Source organism: Microbacterium sp., from assembly GCF_031179285.1.
Lineage (GTDB): Bacteria > Actinomycetota > Actinomycetes > Actinomycetales > Microbacteriaceae > Microbacterium.
Map to the genome: position 1 here is coordinate 129,629 of NZ_JAPSHY010000003.1, position 18,401 is coordinate 148,029.

The 18,401-nt window shown below is 68.9% G+C and carries 18 protein-coding genes; 9 read left to right on the forward strand and 9 right to left on the reverse strand.

The genetic code is table 11. The features are described 5' to 3' along the window. From RIN18_RS02910 to RIN18_RS02930, 5 genes are all read left to right on the forward strand, one after another. Nucleotides 1-399, forward strand: a complete 399-nt coding sequence (locus tag RIN18_RS02910; RefSeq protein ID WP_096713717.1) for a cytidine deaminase — start codon at nucleotides 1-3, stop codon at nucleotides 397-399. Beyond that, on the forward strand, nucleotides 396-1,688 hold the full coding sequence (locus tag RIN18_RS02915; protein WP_309102443.1) for a thymidine phosphorylase: 1,293 nt from the start codon (nucleotides 396-398) through the stop codon (nucleotides 1,686-1,688). Before RIN18_RS02910 ends, RIN18_RS02915 begins: the two co-directional genes overlap by 4 nt. Nucleotides 1,689-1,755: 67 nt before the next feature. Beyond that, the gene (locus RIN18_RS02920; RefSeq protein ID WP_309102444.1) at nucleotides 1,756-2,871 is read left to right on the forward strand and encodes an adenosine deaminase; all 1,116 of its coding nucleotides are present in this window, start codon (nucleotides 1,756-1,758) and stop codon (nucleotides 2,869-2,871) included. A gap of 4 nt (nucleotides 2,872-2,875) precedes the next feature. Further along, on the forward strand, nucleotides 2,876-3,976 hold the full coding sequence (locus RIN18_RS02925) for a polysaccharide deacetylase family protein (RefSeq protein WP_309102445.1): 1,101 nt from the start codon (nucleotides 2,876-2,878) through the stop codon (nucleotides 3,974-3,976). Nucleotides 3,977-4,007: 31 nt separating this feature from the next. Beyond that, nucleotides 4,008-4,868, forward strand: coding sequence for a carbohydrate kinase family protein (locus RIN18_RS02930; RefSeq protein WP_309102446.1), 861 nt, complete (start codon nucleotides 4,008-4,010; stop codon nucleotides 4,866-4,868). A 10-nt stretch (nucleotides 4,869-4,878) separates the two neighbouring features. On the opposite strand, the gene RIN18_RS02935 is transcribed toward RIN18_RS02930, so the two are convergent. Continuing rightward, a complete protein-coding gene (locus tag RIN18_RS02935) occupies nucleotides 4,879-6,321 on the reverse strand; it encodes a PLP-dependent aminotransferase family protein (RefSeq protein ID WP_309102447.1) in 1,443 nt (480 codons plus the stop codon). Nucleotides 6,322-6,456: 135 nt separating this feature from the next. Here RIN18_RS02935 and RIN18_RS02940 point away from each other — a divergent pair, with 135 nt between their 5' ends. The 3 genes from RIN18_RS02940 to RIN18_RS02950 all read left to right on the forward strand — a co-directional run bounded on the left by RIN18_RS02940 (nucleotide 6,457) and on the right by RIN18_RS02950 (nucleotide 9,123). Then, entirely contained in the window at nucleotides 6,457-7,323 is an 867-nt protein-coding gene (locus tag RIN18_RS02940) for an NAD(P)-dependent oxidoreductase (RefSeq protein ID WP_309102448.1), read from the forward strand. 37 nt (nucleotides 7,324-7,360) lie between these two features. Continuing rightward, nucleotides 7,361-8,539 (forward strand): FAD-binding domain, encoded by a 1,179-nt coding sequence (locus RIN18_RS02945; RefSeq protein ID WP_309102449.1) that lies wholly within the window; start codon nucleotides 7,361-7,363, stop codon nucleotides 8,537-8,539. Between the two features lie 95 nt (nucleotides 8,540-8,634). Continuing rightward, nucleotides 8,635-9,123, forward strand: a complete 489-nt coding sequence (locus RIN18_RS02950) for a PaaI family thioesterase (protein WP_309102450.1) — start codon at nucleotides 8,635-8,637, stop codon at nucleotides 9,121-9,123. A gap of 7 nt (nucleotides 9,124-9,130) precedes the next feature. Here RIN18_RS02950 and RIN18_RS02955 read toward each other — a convergent pair whose 3' ends face one another. The 7 genes from RIN18_RS02955 to RIN18_RS02985 form a co-directional block, all read right to left on the reverse strand. After that, nucleotides 9,131-10,423 (reverse strand): NAD(P)-binding domain-containing protein, encoded by a 1,293-nt coding sequence (locus tag RIN18_RS02955; RefSeq protein ID WP_309102451.1) that lies wholly within the window; start codon nucleotides 10,421-10,423, stop codon nucleotides 9,131-9,133. Between the two features lie 86 nt (nucleotides 10,424-10,509). Further along, nucleotides 10,510-11,667, reverse strand: a complete 1,158-nt coding sequence (locus tag RIN18_RS02960; RefSeq protein ID WP_309102452.1) for a mannitol-1-phosphate 5-dehydrogenase — start codon at nucleotides 11,665-11,667, stop codon at nucleotides 10,510-10,512. After that, nucleotides 11,667-12,098, reverse strand: coding sequence for a PTS sugar transporter subunit IIA (locus RIN18_RS02965; RefSeq protein WP_309102453.1), 432 nt, complete (start codon nucleotides 12,096-12,098; stop codon nucleotides 11,667-11,669). The genes RIN18_RS02960 and RIN18_RS02965 overlap by 1 nt, the downstream gene beginning before the upstream one ends. A 71-nt stretch (nucleotides 12,099-12,169) precedes the next feature. After that, nucleotides 12,170-13,723 carry a PTS mannitol transporter subunit IICB gene (locus RIN18_RS02970; protein WP_309102454.1) on the reverse strand — a complete coding sequence of 518 codons (1,554 nt, stop codon included), beginning with the start codon at nucleotides 13,721-13,723 and terminating at the stop codon, nucleotides 12,170-12,172. Continuing rightward, complete coding sequence (ptsP, locus tag RIN18_RS02975) at nucleotides 13,720-15,405, reverse strand: phosphoenolpyruvate--protein phosphotransferase (protein WP_309102455.1); 1,686 nt, start codon at nucleotides 15,403-15,405, stop codon at nucleotides 13,720-13,722. The genes RIN18_RS02970 and ptsP overlap by 4 nt, the downstream gene beginning before the upstream one ends. Then, the gene (locus tag RIN18_RS02980) at nucleotides 15,402-15,683 is read right to left on the reverse strand and encodes an HPr family phosphocarrier protein (RefSeq protein WP_309102456.1); all 282 of its coding nucleotides are present in this window, start codon (nucleotides 15,681-15,683) and stop codon (nucleotides 15,402-15,404) included. The genes ptsP and RIN18_RS02980 overlap by 4 nt, the downstream gene beginning before the upstream one ends. Continuing rightward, nucleotides 15,680-15,997, reverse strand: a complete 318-nt coding sequence (locus RIN18_RS02985) for a hypothetical protein (RefSeq protein WP_309102457.1) — start codon at nucleotides 15,995-15,997, stop codon at nucleotides 15,680-15,682. Before RIN18_RS02985 ends, RIN18_RS02980 begins: the two co-directional genes overlap by 4 nt. 165 nt (nucleotides 15,998-16,162) lie before the next feature. Between RIN18_RS02985 and RIN18_RS02990 the strand changes: the two genes are divergently transcribed. Next, a complete protein-coding gene (locus RIN18_RS02990; RefSeq protein WP_309102458.1) occupies nucleotides 16,163-18,085 on the forward strand; it encodes a PTS sugar transporter subunit IIA in 1,923 nt (640 codons plus the stop codon). 3 nt (nucleotides 18,086-18,088) lie between these two features. Here the strand turns inward: RIN18_RS02990 and RIN18_RS02995 are convergent, their stop codons facing one another. Then, nucleotides 18,089-18,352, reverse strand: a complete 264-nt coding sequence (locus tag RIN18_RS02995) for an HPr family phosphocarrier protein (RefSeq protein WP_309102459.1) — start codon at nucleotides 18,350-18,352, stop codon at nucleotides 18,089-18,091. Nucleotides 18,353-18,401 lie beyond the last annotated feature (49 nt).

Genomic DNA, 18,401 nt, shown 5'->3' on the forward strand with positions numbered 1-18,401 from the left:
ATGACCGACATCGACTGGGACGAACTGCGCCAGGTCGCCACCGACGCCATGACGAAGGCGTATGCGCCGTACTCGCGGTACAAGGTGGGTGCGGCCGCCCTCGTCGGAGACGGGCGGATCGTCGCGGGCTGCAACGTAGAGAACGCCTCCTACGGTGTCACACTGTGCGCCGAATGCGCACTCGTGGGCGACCTGCACATGTCCGGCGGTGGTCAGCTCGTCGCGTTCGTCTGCGTCAACAACGACGGTCAGACGATCATGCCCTGCGGTCGCTGCCGTCAGCTGCTGTTCGAGCACGCGATGCCCGGCATGCTGCTGGAGACCGTCTCCGGCATCCGCACCATCGACGAGGTGCTGCCCGACGCCTTCGGGCCGCGCGATCTGGAGGACGCCCGATGACGATCGAGCCGTTCGATGCCGTCGACGTCATCCGTGCCAAGCGGGACGGCGGCGTCGTGCCAGAGCCGGCGCTTCGGTGGATGATCGACGCCTACACCCGCGGATACGTCTCGGATGCGCAGATGGCCTCGTTCGCGATGGCGGTGTTCCAGCGCGGCATGGAACGCGACGAGATCCGCGTGCTCACCGACGCGATGATCGCATCGGGCGAGCGGATGACGTTCGCGTCGCTCGGCAAGAAGACGGTGGACAAGCACTCCACCGGCGGCGTCGGTGACAAGATCACACTGCCGCTCGCCCCGCTCGTCGCCGTGTTCGGTGTCGCTGTTCCCCAGTTGAGCGGACGTGGACTCGGGCACACCGGGGGAACCCTCGACAAGCTCGAGTCGATCCCCGGCTGGCGCGCAGCGCTCAGCAACGAGGAGATGTTCGACCAGATGAAGGGCGACGTCGGTGCGGTCATCTGCGCGGCAGGATCGGGTCTCGCTCCCGCGGACAAGAAGCTCTACGCCCTGCGCGACGTCACCGGCACCGTGGAGGCGATCCCGCTCATCGCCTCGAGCATCATGTCGAAGAAGATCGCAGAGGGCACCGACGCTCTCGTCCTCGACGTGAAGTTCGGGTCCGGCGCCTTCATGCAGGACATCGAGCGGGCACGCGAGCTCGCGAGGACGATGGTCGCCCTCGGCACCGACTCGGGAGTCGCGACCACCGCGCTGCTCACCGACATGAACGTGCCGTTGGGACTGGCGATCGGCAACGCCAACGAGGTCAGGGAGTCGGTGGAGATCCTCGCCGGCGGGGGACCTGCGGATGTCCGCGAGCTCACGCTCGCGCTGGCGCGGGAAATGCTCGCTCTCGCCGGTCAGCCCGATGCCGATGTGGAGGCCGCACTCGACGACGGCCGAGCGATGGACAGCTGGAAGGCGATGATCCGCGCGCAGGACGGCGACCCGGATGCCGCACTGCCCACCGCCAGGGAGACCCATGTCGTCACGGCCACGGCCGGCGGCGTGATGACCCGCATGGACGCGCTTCCGTTCGGCGTCGCCGCCTGGCGCCTCGGGGCCGGGCGAGCCCGCGCGGAGGACCCGGTGGTGCACGAAGCGGGGATCGACCTGCACGTCAAGCCGGGCGACCGCGTCGTGGCCGGTCAGCCACTCTTCACCCTTTCCGCCGCCGATGAGGCACGGTTCCCACGCGCGCTGGAAGCGCTCGAGAATGCCTGGGAGCTCGGGGAGTCCGCACCGCAGACCGCGCCGATCGTGCGCGAGCGCATCACGGCGTGAGCGTCGACCGATAGCCTGAACCCAGCGGTTCCGCTGACCCACGACTTCTGCGACCGAGAGGATCACCATGTCGATCGACCCGACCGGCGACGTCACCATTCAGGGAGCCTCCCTGCGTGGCCTTCCGAAGGTGTCGCTGCATGACCACCTCGACGGCGCCCTGCGTCCGGCGACCATCATCGAGCTGGCGGATGCCGACGGCATCGACGTGCCCGAGAACGAGGCGGGCGCGCTCGCGGCCTGGTTCACGAAGCAGAGCGATTCCGGCTCACTGGTCGAGTACCTGAAGACCTTCGATCTCACCACCGCGGTGATGCAGACGCAGGCGGGGCTCAGTCGCGTAGCCAGCGAATTCGTGCAGGATCTCGCGGCGGACGGCGTCATCTACGGCGAGGTGCGGTGGGCGCCGGAGCAGCACCTGTCGCGCGGACTCTCGCTCGAGCAGGCCGTGGAAGCGGTGCAGCAGGGCATCGAGGAAGGCGAGGACGCCGCCGACCGCGCCGGGCACAGCATCCGCGTCGGTCAGCTGATCAGCGCCATGCGGCACACCGATCGAGCGATGGAGGTCGCCGAGCTCGCTGTCGCATATCGCGGACGAGGAGCTGTCGGCTTCGACATCGCGGGCCCCGAGGACGGCTTCCCGCCGTCGAACCATCGAGCGGCCTTCGACTATCTCGCCGAGAACTTCTTCCCCGTGACGGTGCATGCCGGTGAGGCGGCCGGTCTCGACTCGATCCGCTCGGCACTGCTGGACGGTCGCGCGCTGCGGCTCGGGCATGGCGTGCGCATCGCCGAGGATCTTCAGGTGATCACCCGCGAGGGCGACGAGGTGCAGGTCCAGTTCGGAGAGCTGGCGCGCTGGGTTCGCGACCGGGAGATCCCGCTGGAGCTGTCGCCGTCGTCGAACCTGCAGACCGGCGCCGTGGCGGCCTGGGGCACGGAGTTGGCGGACCATCCCTTCGATCTGCTGTATCAGCTGGGCTTCGCCGTCACCGTCAATGTCGACAACCGCACGATGAGCGGCACCTCCCTGACGCGGGAGCTGGCACTGCTCGTCGAAGCCTTCGAGTACGACCTCGACGATCTGGAGACCTTCCAGTTCAACGCCGCCGCCGCGACGTTCCTTCCGGTCGAGGAGCGTGAAGAACTCGTCGAGATGATCGCCGAGGGCTTCGACGTCTGACGCCGTGCCTCGGGGGAAGCGCAGACGCCGCATCGCAGCCGTCGTCATCATCGGCACCATGCTCGTCGTCGGTGCGGGCGCTGCGGCGTTCGCGTGGATGAATCAGACACCGCCGGAGCCGGAGCCGAAGGCGCGCGCGGGGGTGCTCGTGCGGCCGCTCACGCCTGCACAGCAGCTCATCGCCGATTCCGGAGATCCGCTGGCGTGCGCGGTCAGCTTCGCCGGCGACGGCATCGACCTGGATCCGGTGCTGCAGCTGCAGAGCGGCCTCTATCAGGCGCTGCCGATCCCGGCGCAGGCAGGCAGGGTCTTCGCCGGCTGGTACGCGAGCAGCGACGACGCCGCCGGCTACCGGGTCGAGGGACGGGTCAACGGATCAGATCCCGTCATCTGCGTCGACCAGCAGGTGCAGCTCTTCGCGGCGTGGAAGACCCCAGACGAGAACGCGGCGGAGAACGCCCAGGTGCCGATCCTCATGTACCACCAGTTCACAGCGAAGCCCGAGGGCGAGTCGGGGTGGCTGCGCGGCAACTACGCGTACGTCGGCGATTTCGAGGCGCACATCGAGCACATCGCGACCACCGGTTTCTACCTGCCCACCTGGGATGAGCTGAGCGCGTTCATCGACGGCAGGTTGTTCCTGCCTGCTCGTTCCGTGATCGTGACGGATGACGACGCCGATCAGAGCTGGTTCGATCTCGCCGTGCCGATCCTTGACGAGCACCGGGTGCTGGCGACGTCGTTCATGATCACCGCCTACCGCCAGGACCCGGCTCCGTCGATGTACGTGCTGCGACGCTCGCACACCCACGACATGCATCAGGCCGGAGAGAACGGCAGGGGAAGGATGGTGAACTGGCCGGCCGAGCAGATCGCCGCCGATCTCGCCGCCTCCGCCGGCGTCCTCGGCGTCAGCGAGGTGATCGCCTACCCCTTCGGTCACTACAACGACATCGCCAAGCAGGGGGTGGCGCAGGCCGGCTTCGAGATGGCACGCACGATCGAGCCGGGCTATGTGCACATCGGCAGCGACAAGCTCGCCCTCCCCGTCGTGCGCATCGACTACGGGATGGGGCTGGAGTCCCTGATCAAGCGGATCGGCTGACACACGATTGCCGTCACGAGAGGATTGTGCGATGACATCCCCCTCCGTCTTCGTCGCGGGACCGGCTTCCTGGAACTCGATCGTCGTCCTCGACCGGCTTCCGGAGCCCGTCCCGCATATGCAGTTCGCAGAGGAGTCCTGGGAGACGGTCGGCGGAACGAGCGCGGGCAAGGCGCTGAGCCTCACGGCGCTCGGGAGGGCGACCGTGCTGTATGCCCTCGCCGGCGACGATGAGCCGGGCAGGCGGGTGTGCGACGCGCTCGCAGGCGCCGGAGTGCAGGCGGTCTGGGGCAGGAGTGCCACCACGGAGCGCCACCTCAACCTGATGACGCGAGCGGGGGAGCGGGTCTCGCTGTACCTGGCCACACCCTCGACGGACGCGGTCGACCTCGATCCCGCACTGCTCGACGCGATGAGAACGGCCGACGCCATCGTGATGGACCTCGCCGCGGAATCGCTGCGCCTGCTCCCCACGGCGCAGGCGTCCGGCAGGCCGATCTGGGTCGACGTTCATGACTACGACGGCGAGGCCGCGTTCCATGTGCCGTTCCTGTCGGCCGCCGACGTCGTCTTCTGCAGTGCAGACCGGCTCGCCGACCCCGTGGGGTTTCTTCGGACGTGCGTCTCGCGCGGTGCCGCGCTCGCCGTGTGCACGCTCGGCGCGGATGGCGCGGTCGCGGTCGACGCCGAGGGAGCGACCCATCGCGTCGCTGCTGTCGCCGTCGACGTCGTCGACACGAACGGCGCTGGGGATGCGTTCTTCGCGGGCGTGCTGGACGCCCGGCTGTCAGGGCTCTCGCTGCCGCGAGCGCTCGAAGCGGGAGCCCGATCGGCATCCGAAGCGCTCCGGACCCGCCACCTGCATCCGCTGCTGGATCCGGTGCTCGGCTGAGACGGACTCCTCAGGTCGCCGTCGGCGCATGGTCACGCGGCGCAGGCGCATCGACATCGAGCTGCTCCCAGGCGTCGGCGATGAGTTGCACGCCGGCGTCGAGGTCCGCGATGGGTGAGGTGAACGGCAGCCGCAGGTACCGCTCGAGGGAGCCGTCGATGGAGAACTTCGGTCCGGCGATGAGTGACATGCCGCGAGCTCTGCAGATGGAGGCGAGGGCGGAGCTTGCGGGACGGTTGAGTTGCACCCACATGGACAGGCCACCCGCGGGCCATGGCGTCGTCCACTGCGGCAAGCGACGGTTGAGGGACTCCGTCAGCACCGCCCGGTGTTCGCGCAGGAACTTTCGCCGTCCGATGACGAGGTCGTCGAGGCGCCGCACGACTCGTTCGCCGATGAGCTGCTCGATGGGTGGGGTGCCGAGGTCGCCGGCGGGGCGGGCTTGGACGAGGCGGCGGATGACCGCCTCATCGGCGCGGATCCAACCGATGCGCAGCCCGCTCCACACCGACTTCGACAGGGAGCCGAGTGTGATGACACCGGACCCGTCAGGCCCTGCGTCGCGGGCGGCATGGCGGGCGAAAGGACCGTCGTCCCACGGGCGGTCGATGTTGAGGTCGACGGGCGCTTCGTCGATGACGAGTGCGGTCCCCGCGGCGCGGGCGGCCCGCGCCACTCGGATGCGGTCTTGCGGGTCCATCGACGCGCCCGTCGGATTGTGGAAGTCGGGAATCAGGTACGCGGCGGTCGGTCTCGTGTGCTGGATGGTGGCGAGCAAGTGCGGGATGTCCCACCCGTCGGTGGTGACCGGAGTGGCGACCATGCGCGCCCCGGCGCGTTGGAACGCTTCATATGCGTGCGGGTAGGTGGGCGATTCGACGAGTGCGGTATCGCTGCGATGGATGAGTGTCTGGGCGGTGAGTGCGATCGCATGCTGGCCCCCCGTGGTGACGATGATCTGGTCTGGGGAGGTGGGAAGTCCGCGGGTCGTGTAGCGGTCCGCGATGGCTTCACGAAGCGCGTCGTTGCCGAGCAGGTCGAAGCCGGGGAACGTGGTGATGTCGGGGAGGTCTGCTGTCGTCTCGGCGATGAGTTCTCGGAGCCCGTCCACCGGGGGCGGGACGGAACCCGCGAAGTCGACGACGCGGCCGGGGCGCTTGGAGACGTCGGCAAGGTGCGGCAGGGAGGCGAGACTGCCGGATCCCCGCCGGCTGACGAGATGGCCACTGTCGCGCAGTGCCTGATAGGTGGCGACGATGGTGGTCCGACTGCGACCTGCGACCACCGCGAGTTCCCGTTCGGACGGGAGGCGAGTCCCCACGGCGATGCGTCCGTCTGCGATGAGCACACGGATGCGTCCGGCGAGTTCGGTGTAAGCAACCCGTTCGACACCCAAGTCGCCGGTCATCGACAGCAGCGCGCGTGCTGACATTCGTGCTCCGAGTGCGGCCATGAGTCCAGCATCTGCGAGTGGACCTGGCGAGCCTTCGCCGACGCGGCGTTTACTCGGACATTGGCAGGAAGTCGACGGCGAAAGGTGCGAACCGATGGGTGAGAGGGAAGTCCACGACGACGCCCGGAGGCGGCGATGACACCGCCCGTCGGCTTCATCGGTCTCGGGCTGATGGGCTCAGCCATCGCTTCCCGCCTGCTCACCGAACAACCTCTGATGGTCTGGAACCGCTCGCCATCTGCGGCTGCACCCTTCGCCGAGGCCGGTGCCTCGGTCGCGTCGTCCGCGGCGGAGGTCTTCGCGACCTGTCGCACGGTGTTCGTGATGGTCACGGATGAGCACGCCATCGACGACATCCTCCGCAGCGTGGATGTGACGGACAGGACGCTGGTGGTGATGAGCACGGTGTCACCTTCCCGCTCCGCCGCTTTCGGGGAGCGACTCGCTCACGCGCGCGGCCGGTATGTGGAGGCGCCGGTGTCCGGTTCGCGGCAGCCGGCGTTGAACGGAGAACTCATCGGCATGATTGCCGGGGACGACCGGCTGCTGGACGAGGTGGAGGCACTTCTCGATCCGGTGTGCGCGAGGGTCGTGAGGTGCGGGGAGCCGCCGCAGGCGATGCAGATGAAACTGGCCGTGAACACGTTCCTGGTCACCGTCGTGACCGGGCTCGCAGAGGCCTTCCACTTCGCAGAGACCCACGGGCTCGACGCGACGTTGTTGCAGGGGATTCTCGACGTCGGCCCGATGGCATCATTCGTCTCGCGTGCGAAGTCCGCCGCGCTCGTGTCCGGCGACTTCACCCCGCAAGCGGCCGTTCCTGACGTGCTCAGAAATGCCCGCCTGGTCGTCGACTCCGCACGGGAGCACCGGGGCGCCGCGCCGTTGATGAACGAGTGCGCGCGGTTGTACGCCGAGACGCTGGAACTCGGGCACGGCGTGGATGACATGGCCGCCGTCGTCACGGCCTACCGGGCGCGGTCTGCCGCGTTGAGGATGTGACGGTTGCGGCGGACCGCTCGCTGAGAGGATTTCGCATATGAGGGTGCTGATCGTCGGCGCAGGCGTCGCCGGACCGACGTTGGCGTATTGGTTGCGTCGGTTCGGGCACGAACCGACGCTCGCGGAGCGCTCAGCGAGGCCTCGGCAGGGCGGCTATGTCATCGACTTCTGGGGTGCCGGCTTCGACGTCGCTGAGCGGATGGGCATCGTTCCCGGGCTGATGGAGAGGGGGTACCGGGTCCGCGAGGTGCGGGAGGTGTCGGCATCCGGCAGGCGCATCGCTCACTTCGACCCGCGGATCGCGCTCGACGCGGTCGGCGGCCGCTACATCAGCATCGCCCGCTCGGACCTCGCCGCCACCATCCTCGACTCCCTCGAGGACGATGTCGAGACGATCTTCGGCGACACCATCCGGTCACTCCACGACGGGTCCCGCGTGCTGGTCGGATTCGCCAGCGGCGTGGAGCGAGAGTTCGATGTCGTGGTCGGCGCGGACGGGCTGCATTCTCACGTTCGTGCGATGACATTCGGACCGGAGGGGCAGTTCGAAAGACGACTCGGTATCTCGGTCGCGGCATTCGAGGTCGACGGGTACCGACCGAGGGATGAGCTCACTGCACTCACACACACCGTCGTGGGAGCAGAGGTTCTCCGATTCTCGACGAGGGACGACGCGACGATTTTCTCCATGATCTTCAGGCACGAGTCCGATGTGCCGGTGGGAGATCAGGACGAGGAGCGCGAGCTGGTGCGTGCTCGACTGTCCGGAATGGGGTGGGAGGCGCCTCAGATCCTGAAGCATCTGCCGGAGGCGAGAAGCTTCTATTTCGACAGCGCCAGCCAGATCCTGATGCCGACCTGGCATCGGGGCAGGGTTGCGCTCGTCGGCGACGCCGCGGCGTGCCCTTCCCTTCTGTCGGGGCAGGGCTCCGCGTTGGCGATGGTGGCGGCGTATGTCCTCGCGACTGAGTTGCGTGACGCGGGCGGCGACCACACCCGCGCGTTCTCGGCCTACCGGAGCCGGCTGGCGTCTGCGGTGCGAGTGAAGCAGGATGCGGCGATACGGCTCGGCGCGGCATTCGCACCGCAGAACCGCCGGCAGCTCTTGGTCCGCAACGCCGTGCTCGGGCTGATGGGCATTCCGCTCGTCGCCCGCATCGCACTGGGTCGCAGCCTGCGCGACCCCATCGAACTGTCGCCCACCCCGACCACCTGAACAGAACCCCGCGCCAGTGCGGTGCGGCACGCCGCTGGTCCAGTGAATCCAGGTGGACCGCGCGGCATCCGCATCGCAGACGGTGTTCTGTATCGGTGACCACTTTCGCTGTGCTCGAGTATCTGCGGCGCCACCTCGCCGGTCAGCTGAAACCGGAGGACTCGACGCTGTTGCGGTATCCGACGCCGATCTCGCAACTCCTCGGGTTCGAGATCCTCGCCGTCGACGAGCGCGCCGCCACGGTGCGAATGACGGTGACGCCGGACGTGCACGGCAATCAGCAGGGCACCGTCCACGGGGGCACCATCGCCGAGCTCGCCGACGCCGCCATCGGGACTGCGCACTCCACCGTCATCGGTGAAGGCGAATCGTTCGCCACCATCGAGCTCACCGTCCGCTACCTTCGACCGGTCTGGAAGACATCGCTGACTGCGACAGCGTGGGCGCAGCACGCGGGCCGAACCGTGTCCCACTATCGGTGCGAGATCCGGGACGACACCGACCGCATCGTCGCTGTCGCAGACAGCTCGGTGATGACCGTGCGGGGCGACGATGCTGACCGATCCGGACCACGATCCCGATGAAGGAAAGCTACGAAGACGCCTCCAGTTCGGCCTTCTCCCGGTGCACCGCGGCGCGATAGGCGTCCTTGTTCACGTAGTACGCCATCCGTGCCAGACCGAGGTACCGGTAGCCGCCGGTGAGGTCGGGCCAGGGTCGGCCCATGACCCGCTCCCGGAACCGTGCGGCGCGCTGGGGAGCGCTCTGTGCGGCAGCGAGATACGCGGCCAGGAGCTCGGCCTGTTCGTACCGGCCTTGCCAGCCGATGCCGGACGCCTCGATCATGCCGACCGTGTACAGACCGTTGAACGAGGCCGGAAACATGTTCAGGAACAGCCGGGGCGCAGCCCCGCGCCAGTGCAGGTGCTGCCGATCGACGAAGGGATAGTCCAGGGTGTATCCGGTGGCGAGCAGGACGAGGTCGTAGTCTCCGCTGCTGCCGTCGCGGAAGTGCACGGTTGTCCCGTCGAACCGGGCGACGTCGGCTCGGATGCGCAGATCGCCCTGACCGAGGTGGTTCAGGATCATGGTGTTGACGATGGGGTGCGACTCGTAGATCCGGTAGTCCGGGCGAGGGAAGCCGAACCGCACGGGATCGCCGGTGAACGCCTTGAGGACCCGGCTGTCGACCGCCTGCTTGATCCGCGCGGGAAGCGGCCGCCCCTGATTGAGGGTGTCGCTCGGACGGCCGAACAGATACCGCGGGACGAAGTAGTAGCCGCGGCGCACGCTCATCTCGACCGATGCGGCGTGATGCACGGCATCCACCGCGATATCGCAGCCGGAATTGCCCGCGCCGATCAGCAGCACTCGCCTGCCCGCGAGCTGGGTGGGGGACTTGTACGCGCTCGTGTGCAGCAACTCACCTTCGAAAGCGCCGGGGAACGTGGGGATGTGGGGTTCAGCGAGCGTGCCGTTGGCGAGGATGACGCCGGTGTACCACCTCGTGCTCTCCCCGTCAGGTCCGGAGGCGGTGAGATCCCAGCCGCCGTCCCTCGGCTCCAGGCGCGTCACACCGGTGCCGAAGCGGAACAGCTCTGTGAGCCCGAAACGGGCGGCGTAGTCGCGGAAGTACTCCAGGAGCAGGCGATGGCCGGGGTAGTCGATCGAGGACCGCATCGGGAACTCGGTGAACTCGGTCGTGGTACGCGAGGAGATCAGGTGCGCCGACTCGTACATCGTGCTGCGCGAGTTGGAGATGTCCCAGAGTCCGCCGACGTCGTGAGACGACTCGTAGCCGTCCACGCGGATGCCGCGCTTTTGCAGTGCTCGTGCTGTCGCCAGGCCCGATGGACCCGCGCCGATGACGGCATAACTGTTCATGCTGCTCCCGCACGTCGCTGTGCTCGATCCGGTGCCCCTGACCGATCGTATCTGCCGGAGGGCCGCCGAGGGGGCGTGCGTGGCTCTCAGCCGGCGTTGATCGCGGACTGCCGAACGACCACGGCGTCGAGCACCGCCGGGAATAGCGGGTGCATGGGGTCGAGCCCGGTGATGCGCGCGGTGAGAGACGCCGGATCCTCGGTGCGCAGCATCCGCTGCAGGTCGATCGACTGCTCATCGTCCTCGTCCTCGAACGCGAGAGCGGCGGCGACGGCGGCGATGAGAGCGTCAGCCGGGAGGCCGCGCTCGGCCGCGGATGCCGCCGGACCGATGAACCTCTCGTGCCGGGACAGCTTGCGAAGGGGCTGGCGCCCCACCCGCTGCACGGTGTCGATGAGCTCAGGGTTGCGAAAGCGGTCGAGGATGGTCGACCGGTAGGCCGCGAGTCCCGCGGGGTCCAGTGCGTGCTCTGCCACGAGGACGGCCGAGGTCTCCTCCAGCGCAGCGCTCACCTTCGCGGCGATGGCGGGATCGGCCAGTGCGTCGGACAGGCGCTCGACACCGGATTGCGCACCGAAGTACGCCGCGGCGGCATGACCGGTGTTGACCGTGAAGAGCTTGCGCTCGATGGAGGGCGCCAGGTTTTCGACGAAGTGCGCCCCGGGGATGTTCGGACGCTCCGCGCCGAACGGGCCGGACTCGATCGCCCACTCGAAATAGGGCTCGACGGTCACGTCGACGCCGGGCCCGCCCGCCTGCGGCGGCACGATGCGGTCCACGGCCGTGTTCGCGAAGACGGCGCGCCGCAGAAGCGCATCGGCGTCGGCACCCGCCGCGGTCTCGATCTCGGCGCGGAGGGTGTCCGTCGCACCGATCGCGTTCTCGCAGGCCATCACACCGAGCGGCGCGGCGTCGGCGGAGCGCAGTCGGAGTCCTTCGACGATGACCGGTGCGACGAACCTCAGCACCGTCGGCCCCACGGCCGTGGTGACGAGGTCGGCGGTGGCGACCTCTCCGGCGGCGGCATCCGGATCGGTCCTGCTGTTCACGGCCCGGAAACCCGTGACGACGTGGTCGACCCCGCCGGGGCCCGCTTCGTGGACGGTGTAGGAATCCGCCGCGTTGACGGCGTCCACCAGGGCATCGGCCACATCGGAGAACACGACCTCGTATCCGCCCTCGTGCAGCAGCAGTCCGACGAAGCCGCGGCCGATGTTGCCGGCGCCGAAGTGGACGGCCTTCATCAGTCGTTCACCGCCGCGAGCATCTCGAAGAGCTCTTGCGGCGTCTCTGCCGCGGCCAGCCGGGCGACGTCGTCTTCGTCGGAGAACAGCACGGCGATCTGCGACAGGATCTCGAGGTGCTCGTCACCGCGGCCGGCGATGCCGATCACGAACGTCGCCTGCTCTCCGGCCCAGTCGACGCCGCCGTCGTAGCGGACGACGGAGAGAGCGGAGGCGAGGATCTCGTCCTTGGTGTCATTGGTGCCATGCGGGATGGCGAGGCCGTTGCCCATGTACGTGGACACGGTCGCCTCGCGCTGACGCATGGCGTCGACGTACGCCGGGGTGACCGCCCCGGCCGCGACGAGGATGTCCGTCGCCTCCTGGAGGGCCTCCTCCTGGGTCGCGGGGCCGGAGTGGATGCGGATCCGGTCGAGAGTCAGAACGCTCATGTCTGTTCCTTTCTGAGTGGAGGCGGGGGGGGGGGCGCGGCGGATGCCGCGGCATCCGCCCCGCCGGTCGATCAGGCCTCGGGTTCGCGCTGCTCGCGCACCATCTCGACGACCTCTTCATACTTCGGCGAGTTCATGAAGTTGTCGACCGAGACGTGGATCGAGTTCGGCGACTGCGCCTTCGCCCGATCGGTCAGCTGCTGCTGCGTGATCACGAGGTCCGCCGTGCCGTCGAGGTTCGCGATCGCCTGGTTCACCACCGAGACGTCTTCGATGCCGGCCTTCTTGAACTTGTTGCGCAGGACACTCGCACCCATCGCCGACGATCCCATACCGGCGTCGCAGGCGAAGACGATGTTGCGGATGGGTGCGGTGAGCACAGCGGTGCCGGTCGCCGACGCCGAGGCGGCGAGGTTCGACAGGGTGCTGGAGGACTTGCCCTTGTTCGCCTCGGTGCGAGCGATGGCTGCGGCCAGCGGGTCGCCGGTCGCTGCTTCGGCCGCGATGTCACGCTTGCGGGAGGCGAGCAGGATGGGCGCGGAGATCGCGAACGTGACCGCCGCCGAGAACAGCACCGAGCAGACGACGCCGAGGTGGCTTCCCGGCGCTGTCTGGATGAGCACGGCGAAGATCGAACCGGGAGCCGCGGGTGCGACGAGGCCGGACTGGAAGATCATGTTCGTCAGCACGCCGGTCGCACCACCGGCGATGAGCCCGATGATCAGCAGCGGCTTGGCCAGCACGTACGGGAAGTACACCTCGTGAATGCCGCCGAGGAACTGGATGATGAACGCACCGGGCGCGGTCGCACGGGCCACGCCGACACCGAAGACGGTGAGAGCGAGCAGCATGCCGGCGCCGGGCCCGGGGTTCGCCTCGATCAGGAACAGCAGGCTGCGGCCGGTCTCCTGCACCTGCTCGGTGCCGAGAGGGGTGAACACGCCGTGATTGATCGCGTTGTTGAGAAAGAGCACCTTGGCCGGTTCCACGATGATGCTCGCGAGTGGCAGCAACTGCGTCTCGACGAGCCACCCGACGGCGCCCCCGAGGATGTCGGTGAGCCAGCGCATCACGGGCGCGAGCCAGAAGAACGACGCCAGCGCCATGAAGAAGGCCACGAAACCGGCCGAGAAGTTGTCGATGAGCATCTCGAACCCGGGCTTGACCCTGCCCTGCCACGGCTTCTCGGCCCACTTCAGCACGAGGGCCGCCAGCGGGCCGGCGATCATCGCGCCCAGGAACATGACGGTGCCCGACGCGCCGCTGATGACACCCATCGCCGCGACCGCACCCACCACGCCGCCGCGGTGGCCGTGGACCATCCGGCCGCCGGTGAAGGCGATGAGGATCGGCAGGAGGTAGGTGATGATCGGACCGACCAGGCCCGGATAGGTGACGCCGTCGATCTCACCCCCGCCGAGGATGGCCGAGTCGGCCCAGCGCCAGGCTTCGACGGGACTCTTGCTGCCGAGCCAGCCGTCGGGGATGAACAGGGCGGTGATGAAACCCCAGGCGATGAAGGCGGCGATGTTCGGCATGACCATGCCGGACAGGAACGTCCCGAATCGCTGGACGCCCACGCGGACGCCGCTCGTGGAGGGAGCGGCTGGTGACGTCGTCGTCATGATGTCGTCTCTTTCTGATGTGAGGGGAGAGCCGCGGCGGCTTCGACCACGGCATGGCGGGCACCGGCGGCGTCGTCCGCAGCCAGTGCGACCTCGGCGAGGCGCCTGGCCTCGTCGAGGGTGCGTTCGGAGATGGCGAGGCGGACGTCGGCGAGCGCGGAAGGCGCCATCGACAGGCTCGTCGCGCCCAGACCGATGAGGACCACGGCCAGCAGGGGGTCGGCGGCCGCCTCACCGCAGATGCCGACGGGCTTGCCGGCGCGGGCGCCGGCGTCGCCGACCTCTCGTACCAGCCGGAGCACCGCCGGGTGCCACGGGTCCTGGAACCCGGCGACGGAGCCGAGCATCCGGTCGGCCGCCATCGTGTACTGGGTGAGGTCGTTGGTGCCGATCGAGGCGAAGTCGGCGTGGGCGAGCACGCGGTCGGCCAAGAGAGCGCTGGCGGGGACCTCGACCATGACTCCGGCGGTCTTCAGCCCGTACTCGCGGGCCAGTCCCGTGAAGTACGCCGTCTCCTCGACGGTGGTGACCATCGGCGCCATCACCCAGAGTTCGGCGCCGGTCTCGGTGTCGGCCTCCGCGAGCGCCGTGAGCTGTTCGCGGAGGATGTCCTCGCTGGCGCGCAGCGCCCGGAGCCCCCGGAGGCCCATGGCTGGATTCTCCTCGTGCGCGTCGTTGAGGAAGGCCAGTGGCTTGTCGGCACCCGCGTCCAGCATCCGCACGACGACCTTCTTGCCGGGAAATGCCGCCAGGAGCTCACGGTAGGCAGTCCGCTGCTGGGCGACGGTCGGTGCCTGCGCTGCCGAGAGGAACAGGAACTCGGTGCGGAACAGCCCGACCCCCTCGGCCCCGCGCGCGACGGCGTCCGCCGCGTCCGCAGGCTTGCCGAGATTCGCCAGGAGTGCGATGCGCGTGCCGTCGCCGAGGGCGCCGGGAGTGGGCGGGGCGGCGACCGCGGAGCGCCGGGCCGCTGCACGCTCGGTCGCGCGCACCGACTCATCGGCCGATGGATCCACCGTCACGGTTCCGGCCGCGGCGTCGACGATCACGGTCTGCCCGCTGGTGAGCGTGGCCGCGTCCGCGGCGCCGACGACCGCGACGATCCCCTTCTCCCTGGCGAGGATCGCGGTGTGCGAGGTCGGCCCGCCGTCGGTGGTGATCAGGGCCAGGACCTTGTCGAGATCCAGCAGTGCGGTGTCGGCCGGTGCGAGATCCCGCGCGACGAGGACGAACGGGTAACCGGGATCGGGAACTCCCGGCGCGTCCGCGCCGCGCAGACGAGCCAGCACCCGCTGCGCGATGTCGTCGAGGTCTGCTGCTCGTTCACCCAAATACCCGCCGACGGCCTGGAGCGTGGCACGGAATCCGGCGAACGCGTCATGCACGGCCCACTCCGCGGTGGCTCCGGCATCGATCCTGGTGTCGACCTCGTCCTGCAGCGTGGGGTCCTCGGCGATCATCGCCTGCGCCTCGAGGACTTCTCGTGCGGAGCCTCCGGCGGCTTCTCCGCGCGCGTTCAGCTCTTCCGCGACGGCGGTGACGGCGTCACGTGCCCTGGCGCGTTCGGCATCGGCCCCGATCGCACTCGGAGCGTTCTCCGGCGGCGGCGACGCCTCGGTCATACGCACCACAGGACCCTGCGCGACGCCGAGGCCGATGCCCACTCCACGCAGCACGCTCATCCGGTCGCGTCCTGATCGTGGTCGGTGGTGAGCAGCTCGGTGAGCGTGTCGAGCACGCCGTCCGCGTCGTCCGCGTCGACCGTGAGCGTGACGTAGTCGCCATGTTCGACGCCGAGGGCGATGACACCCAGGATGCTCGCGGCGTTCACCGGTTTGCCGGAGTCCTTCGCGATGGTCACCGGGACCCCGGCATCCTTCGCGGCCTGGGCGAACAGCTTCGCCGGGCGCGCGTGAAGTCCGTGGGATGAGCCGATCCGAACGGTGCGGGAGACGGTCATGGGGATCCTTTCGGGGTCTGGTCGGCGTCGGCGAGGATCGAGAGGGCGAATGTGAGCGTGCGCGAGCCGTCGTGGTCGGAGAACACGTCATCCGGCAGCACCGCGACGGGTGACTGCACGCTGTCACGGATCGCTTCAAGCCGGCTGGCGAGGTGGGGCCCGAGCAGGAGGAGATCGTGACCCCCGTCGAGGGCGGTTTCGGGCATGCCGGCGGTCGCCTGCCAATCGAGGCCGGCAAGGGCGGCCGCGCGGCGCAGCCGCTGAGCCACGAACGTGCTGGACGCACCGGCCCCGCACACCACCAGGATCCTCATCGATGCCACCTTCCTGAGAACAGTCTGGGAACGTCGGGGCCGCCGGCGCCAACAGGTTCCTTTCCGCCCCTGCGGAACACCGCTTCCCGAGCGCCGCCACCGGCGACCTGACATCATGGGGTCCAGACAGTGCGGTCAGCACGTGAGGAACGGGTCGGAGGGATCATGTCGCGCCAGCGTCAGGACCAGCTCCTCTCGGTCCTCCTGCGCCAACGGGAATGGGCGACGGCGGCAAGCCTCGCCGACGTTCTCGGAGTCACCCCGCGCAGCATCCGCTCGTATGTCGCAGCTCTCAACGCCCGCGCCCCCGGAGGGGACGCGGTCGAGTCCGGACCCGCCGGGTATCGCGCGGGTCCTGGTGCGCGAGACGCGTTGCGGGTCAGGCAGCCGGGGGATTCGCCGCCGCGGGACCGGCTGCACGCGCTGGTACGGACACTGTTGGATGTGCCGGCGGGAATCGACGTGTTCGAGACCGCGGAAGAGCTGCATGTGAGCGAGGCGACTCTCGAGGCCGACCTCGCCCGCGTCAGGTCGCTCCTGGAGGGCACCGAACTCGTACTGGAGCGCGAACGCGCGACCGTGCGGCTGCGCGGTACGGAGACTGCGCAGCGCCGCCTGCTCAGTCGCCTCGCGCATGATGAGATGGATGCCGCGTCGTTCCACCCGGAGACGTTCCGCACGGCGCTCGCGGGAAGCGCGGTGCCTGCCGAGGCGGTCGGTCCCTTCAAATCCGCTCTCGTGAGAGAACTCGGCGAGCTCGGCTACTACGTGAACGAGCTCGCGATCTCGGATGTGCTGCTGCACATCGCGATCGCCGCCGAGCGGGTGGCGGCCGGTCACGCTCTGGAACCCGATCCCGGCGCGCCTCGCGAGGCGGTCCCGCGGGTGGGTGCGCTGATCGCCAGGCTCGCGGCCGAGAACTTCGCCGTGAACCTCGGCGCGGGCGACAGCGAACACCTGGCCTCGCTCGTCCTCACCCGCATCGTCGCCCCGGGAAAGGACCTCCCGCAGGATGTCGCCGGAAGCGGGGTGGACCCGGCCGTCGAGCACGCCGTCCGGGCCGAGCTCACCCGCGCGGCGGAGGAGTACCAGGTGGACCTCGTCGATGAGGCGTTCGTGCTGCGACTCGCGTTGCACGTGCAGAACCTGCTGCGACGCGCCGAGGAGAGCGCGCTGACGCGCAACCCGCTCACGCGCTCGCTCAAGAGCTCGTACCCGATGATCTTCGAGGTGGCGGTCTCGATCGCGAGCGGGCTGCACGATCGCCTGGGAACGCCGATCCACGACGACGAGATCGCCTACGTGGCCATGCACGTCGGCGGGCGCCTGGAGCGCAGTCGGAAGGCGGAATCGATCCTCACCGCGACGATCGTGTGCCCCGGCTACTACGAACTGCACGAACTGCTCCGCTCGAGCGTCGACAGGTCTCTGGGATCGGCGATCGAGGTGACGAGCGTGGTGACGAACGTCGACCCGGACTGGTCGGCGTTCGACACCGACCTGGTGCTCAGCACGATCGAACCGGGCTCTGCGGGCGATCGTTTCGTGCGCATCCAGCCGTTCCTCACCGATGCGGATGTGGAGCGGATCCAGCAGGCCGCAGCGCGGGTGCGCCGGGCTCGGCGTCTGACGAGGCTGCGCGGCGAGCTCGCGCGCTATTTCCACGCCGGAGCGTACGTGCACCCGCTGGCGGACGAGGGCGAGGAAGCCATCATCCGCCGTCTCGGTCGGCTTCTCGTCGAGGCAGGGCTGATCGGCGAGGACTACATCGAGAACACGATCACGCGCGAGCGCATGTCGTCGACGGCGTTCACCGATGCGCTCGCCGTCCCGCACGCCCTGCAGATGACCGCCACCAGGACCGCCATCGCCATCGGAGTCACCGGGGGTTCCGTCGCCTGGGGAGAGGGACGCGTGCAGGTCGTCGCGCTCGCCGCCTTCAGCGAGAGTGATCGCGCCGCCTTCCAGACCGTGTTCGAGCAGCTCGTCGAGGTGTTCAGCGAGCGCGACAGCGTGCAGCGCATCGTACGCCGCGGCACGAGCTTCGAATCCTTCCTCGATGAGCTCGTCGCCGTCATCGACGGCTGAGGATCACGGCAGCGGAGAGAGCACCGCCGCGAGCGTGTCGAGCAGCGCGTCTGAGCCCGTGCCGTCCTCAGTCTCCAGCACGACGGCGTCGCCGGGGATGAGTGCCAGATCCATGACCGCCAGCACACTGCTGAGATCGACGGTCGTCCCGGCCGACGTGCGCAACGTCACGGTGCGCCGGTCGGCCTGGACGAGCCGCACCAGTTCGGCGACGGGACGCGCATGCACACCGTTGTGCGCGGTGATGATGACGTGTCTGGTCGGCATGGTCCGATCGTAACCGCGCCCGCACGGGAGGAGCCACCGCCCGTGCGGG

Excerpts from the sequence above, each read along its gene's own strand:
- RIN18_RS02910 (WP_096713717.1), top strand. The coding sequence starts at position 1 with ATGACCGACATCGACTGGGACGAACTGCGCCAGGTCGCCACCGACGCC.
- RIN18_RS02915 (WP_309102443.1), top strand. The coding sequence starts at position 396 with ATGACGATCGAGCCGTTCGATGCCGTCGACGTCATCCGTGCCAAGCGG.
- RIN18_RS02920 (WP_309102444.1), top strand. The coding sequence starts at position 1,756 with ATGTCGATCGACCCGACCGGCGACGTCACCATTCAGGGAGCCTCCCTG.
- RIN18_RS02930 (WP_309102446.1), top strand. The coding sequence starts at position 4,008 with ATGACATCCCCCTCCGTCTTCGTCGCGGGACCGGCTTCCTGGAACTCG.
- RIN18_RS02935 (WP_309102447.1), bottom strand. The coding sequence starts at position 6,321 with ATGGCCGCACTCGGAGCACGAATGTCAGCACGCGCGCTGCTGTCGATG.
- RIN18_RS02940 (WP_309102448.1), top strand. The coding sequence starts at position 6,457 with ATGACACCGCCCGTCGGCTTCATCGGTCTCGGGCTGATGGGCTCAGCC.
- RIN18_RS02945 (WP_309102449.1), top strand. The coding sequence starts at position 7,361 with ATGAGGGTGCTGATCGTCGGCGCAGGCGTCGCCGGACCGACGTTGGCG.
- RIN18_RS02955 (WP_309102451.1), bottom strand. The coding sequence starts at position 10,423 with ATGAACAGTTATGCCGTCATCGGCGCGGGTCCATCGGGCCTGGCGACA.
- RIN18_RS02960 (WP_309102452.1), bottom strand. The coding sequence starts at position 11,667 with ATGAAGGCCGTCCACTTCGGCGCCGGCAACATCGGCCGCGGCTTCGTC.
- RIN18_RS02965 (WP_309102453.1), bottom strand. The coding sequence starts at position 12,098 with ATGAGCGTTCTGACTCTCGACCGGATCCGCATCCACTCCGGCCCCGCG.
- RIN18_RS02970 (WP_309102454.1), bottom strand. The coding sequence starts at position 13,723 with ATGACGACGACGTCACCAGCCGCTCCCTCCACGAGCGGCGTCCGCGTG.
- ptsP (WP_309102455.1), bottom strand. The coding sequence starts at position 15,405 with ATGAGCGTGCTGCGTGGAGTGGGCATCGGCCTCGGCGTCGCGCAGGGT.
- RIN18_RS02980 (WP_309102456.1), bottom strand. The coding sequence starts at position 15,683 with ATGACCGTCTCCCGCACCGTTCGGATCGGCTCATCCCACGGACTTCAC.
- RIN18_RS02985 (WP_309102457.1), bottom strand. The coding sequence starts at position 15,997 with ATGAGGATCCTGGTGGTGTGCGGGGCCGGTGCGTCCAGCACGTTCGTG.
- RIN18_RS02990 (WP_309102458.1), top strand. The coding sequence starts at position 16,163 with ATGTCGCGCCAGCGTCAGGACCAGCTCCTCTCGGTCCTCCTGCGCCAA.
- RIN18_RS02995 (WP_309102459.1), bottom strand. The coding sequence starts at position 18,352 with ATGCCGACCAGACACGTCATCATCACCGCGCACAACGGTGTGCATGCG.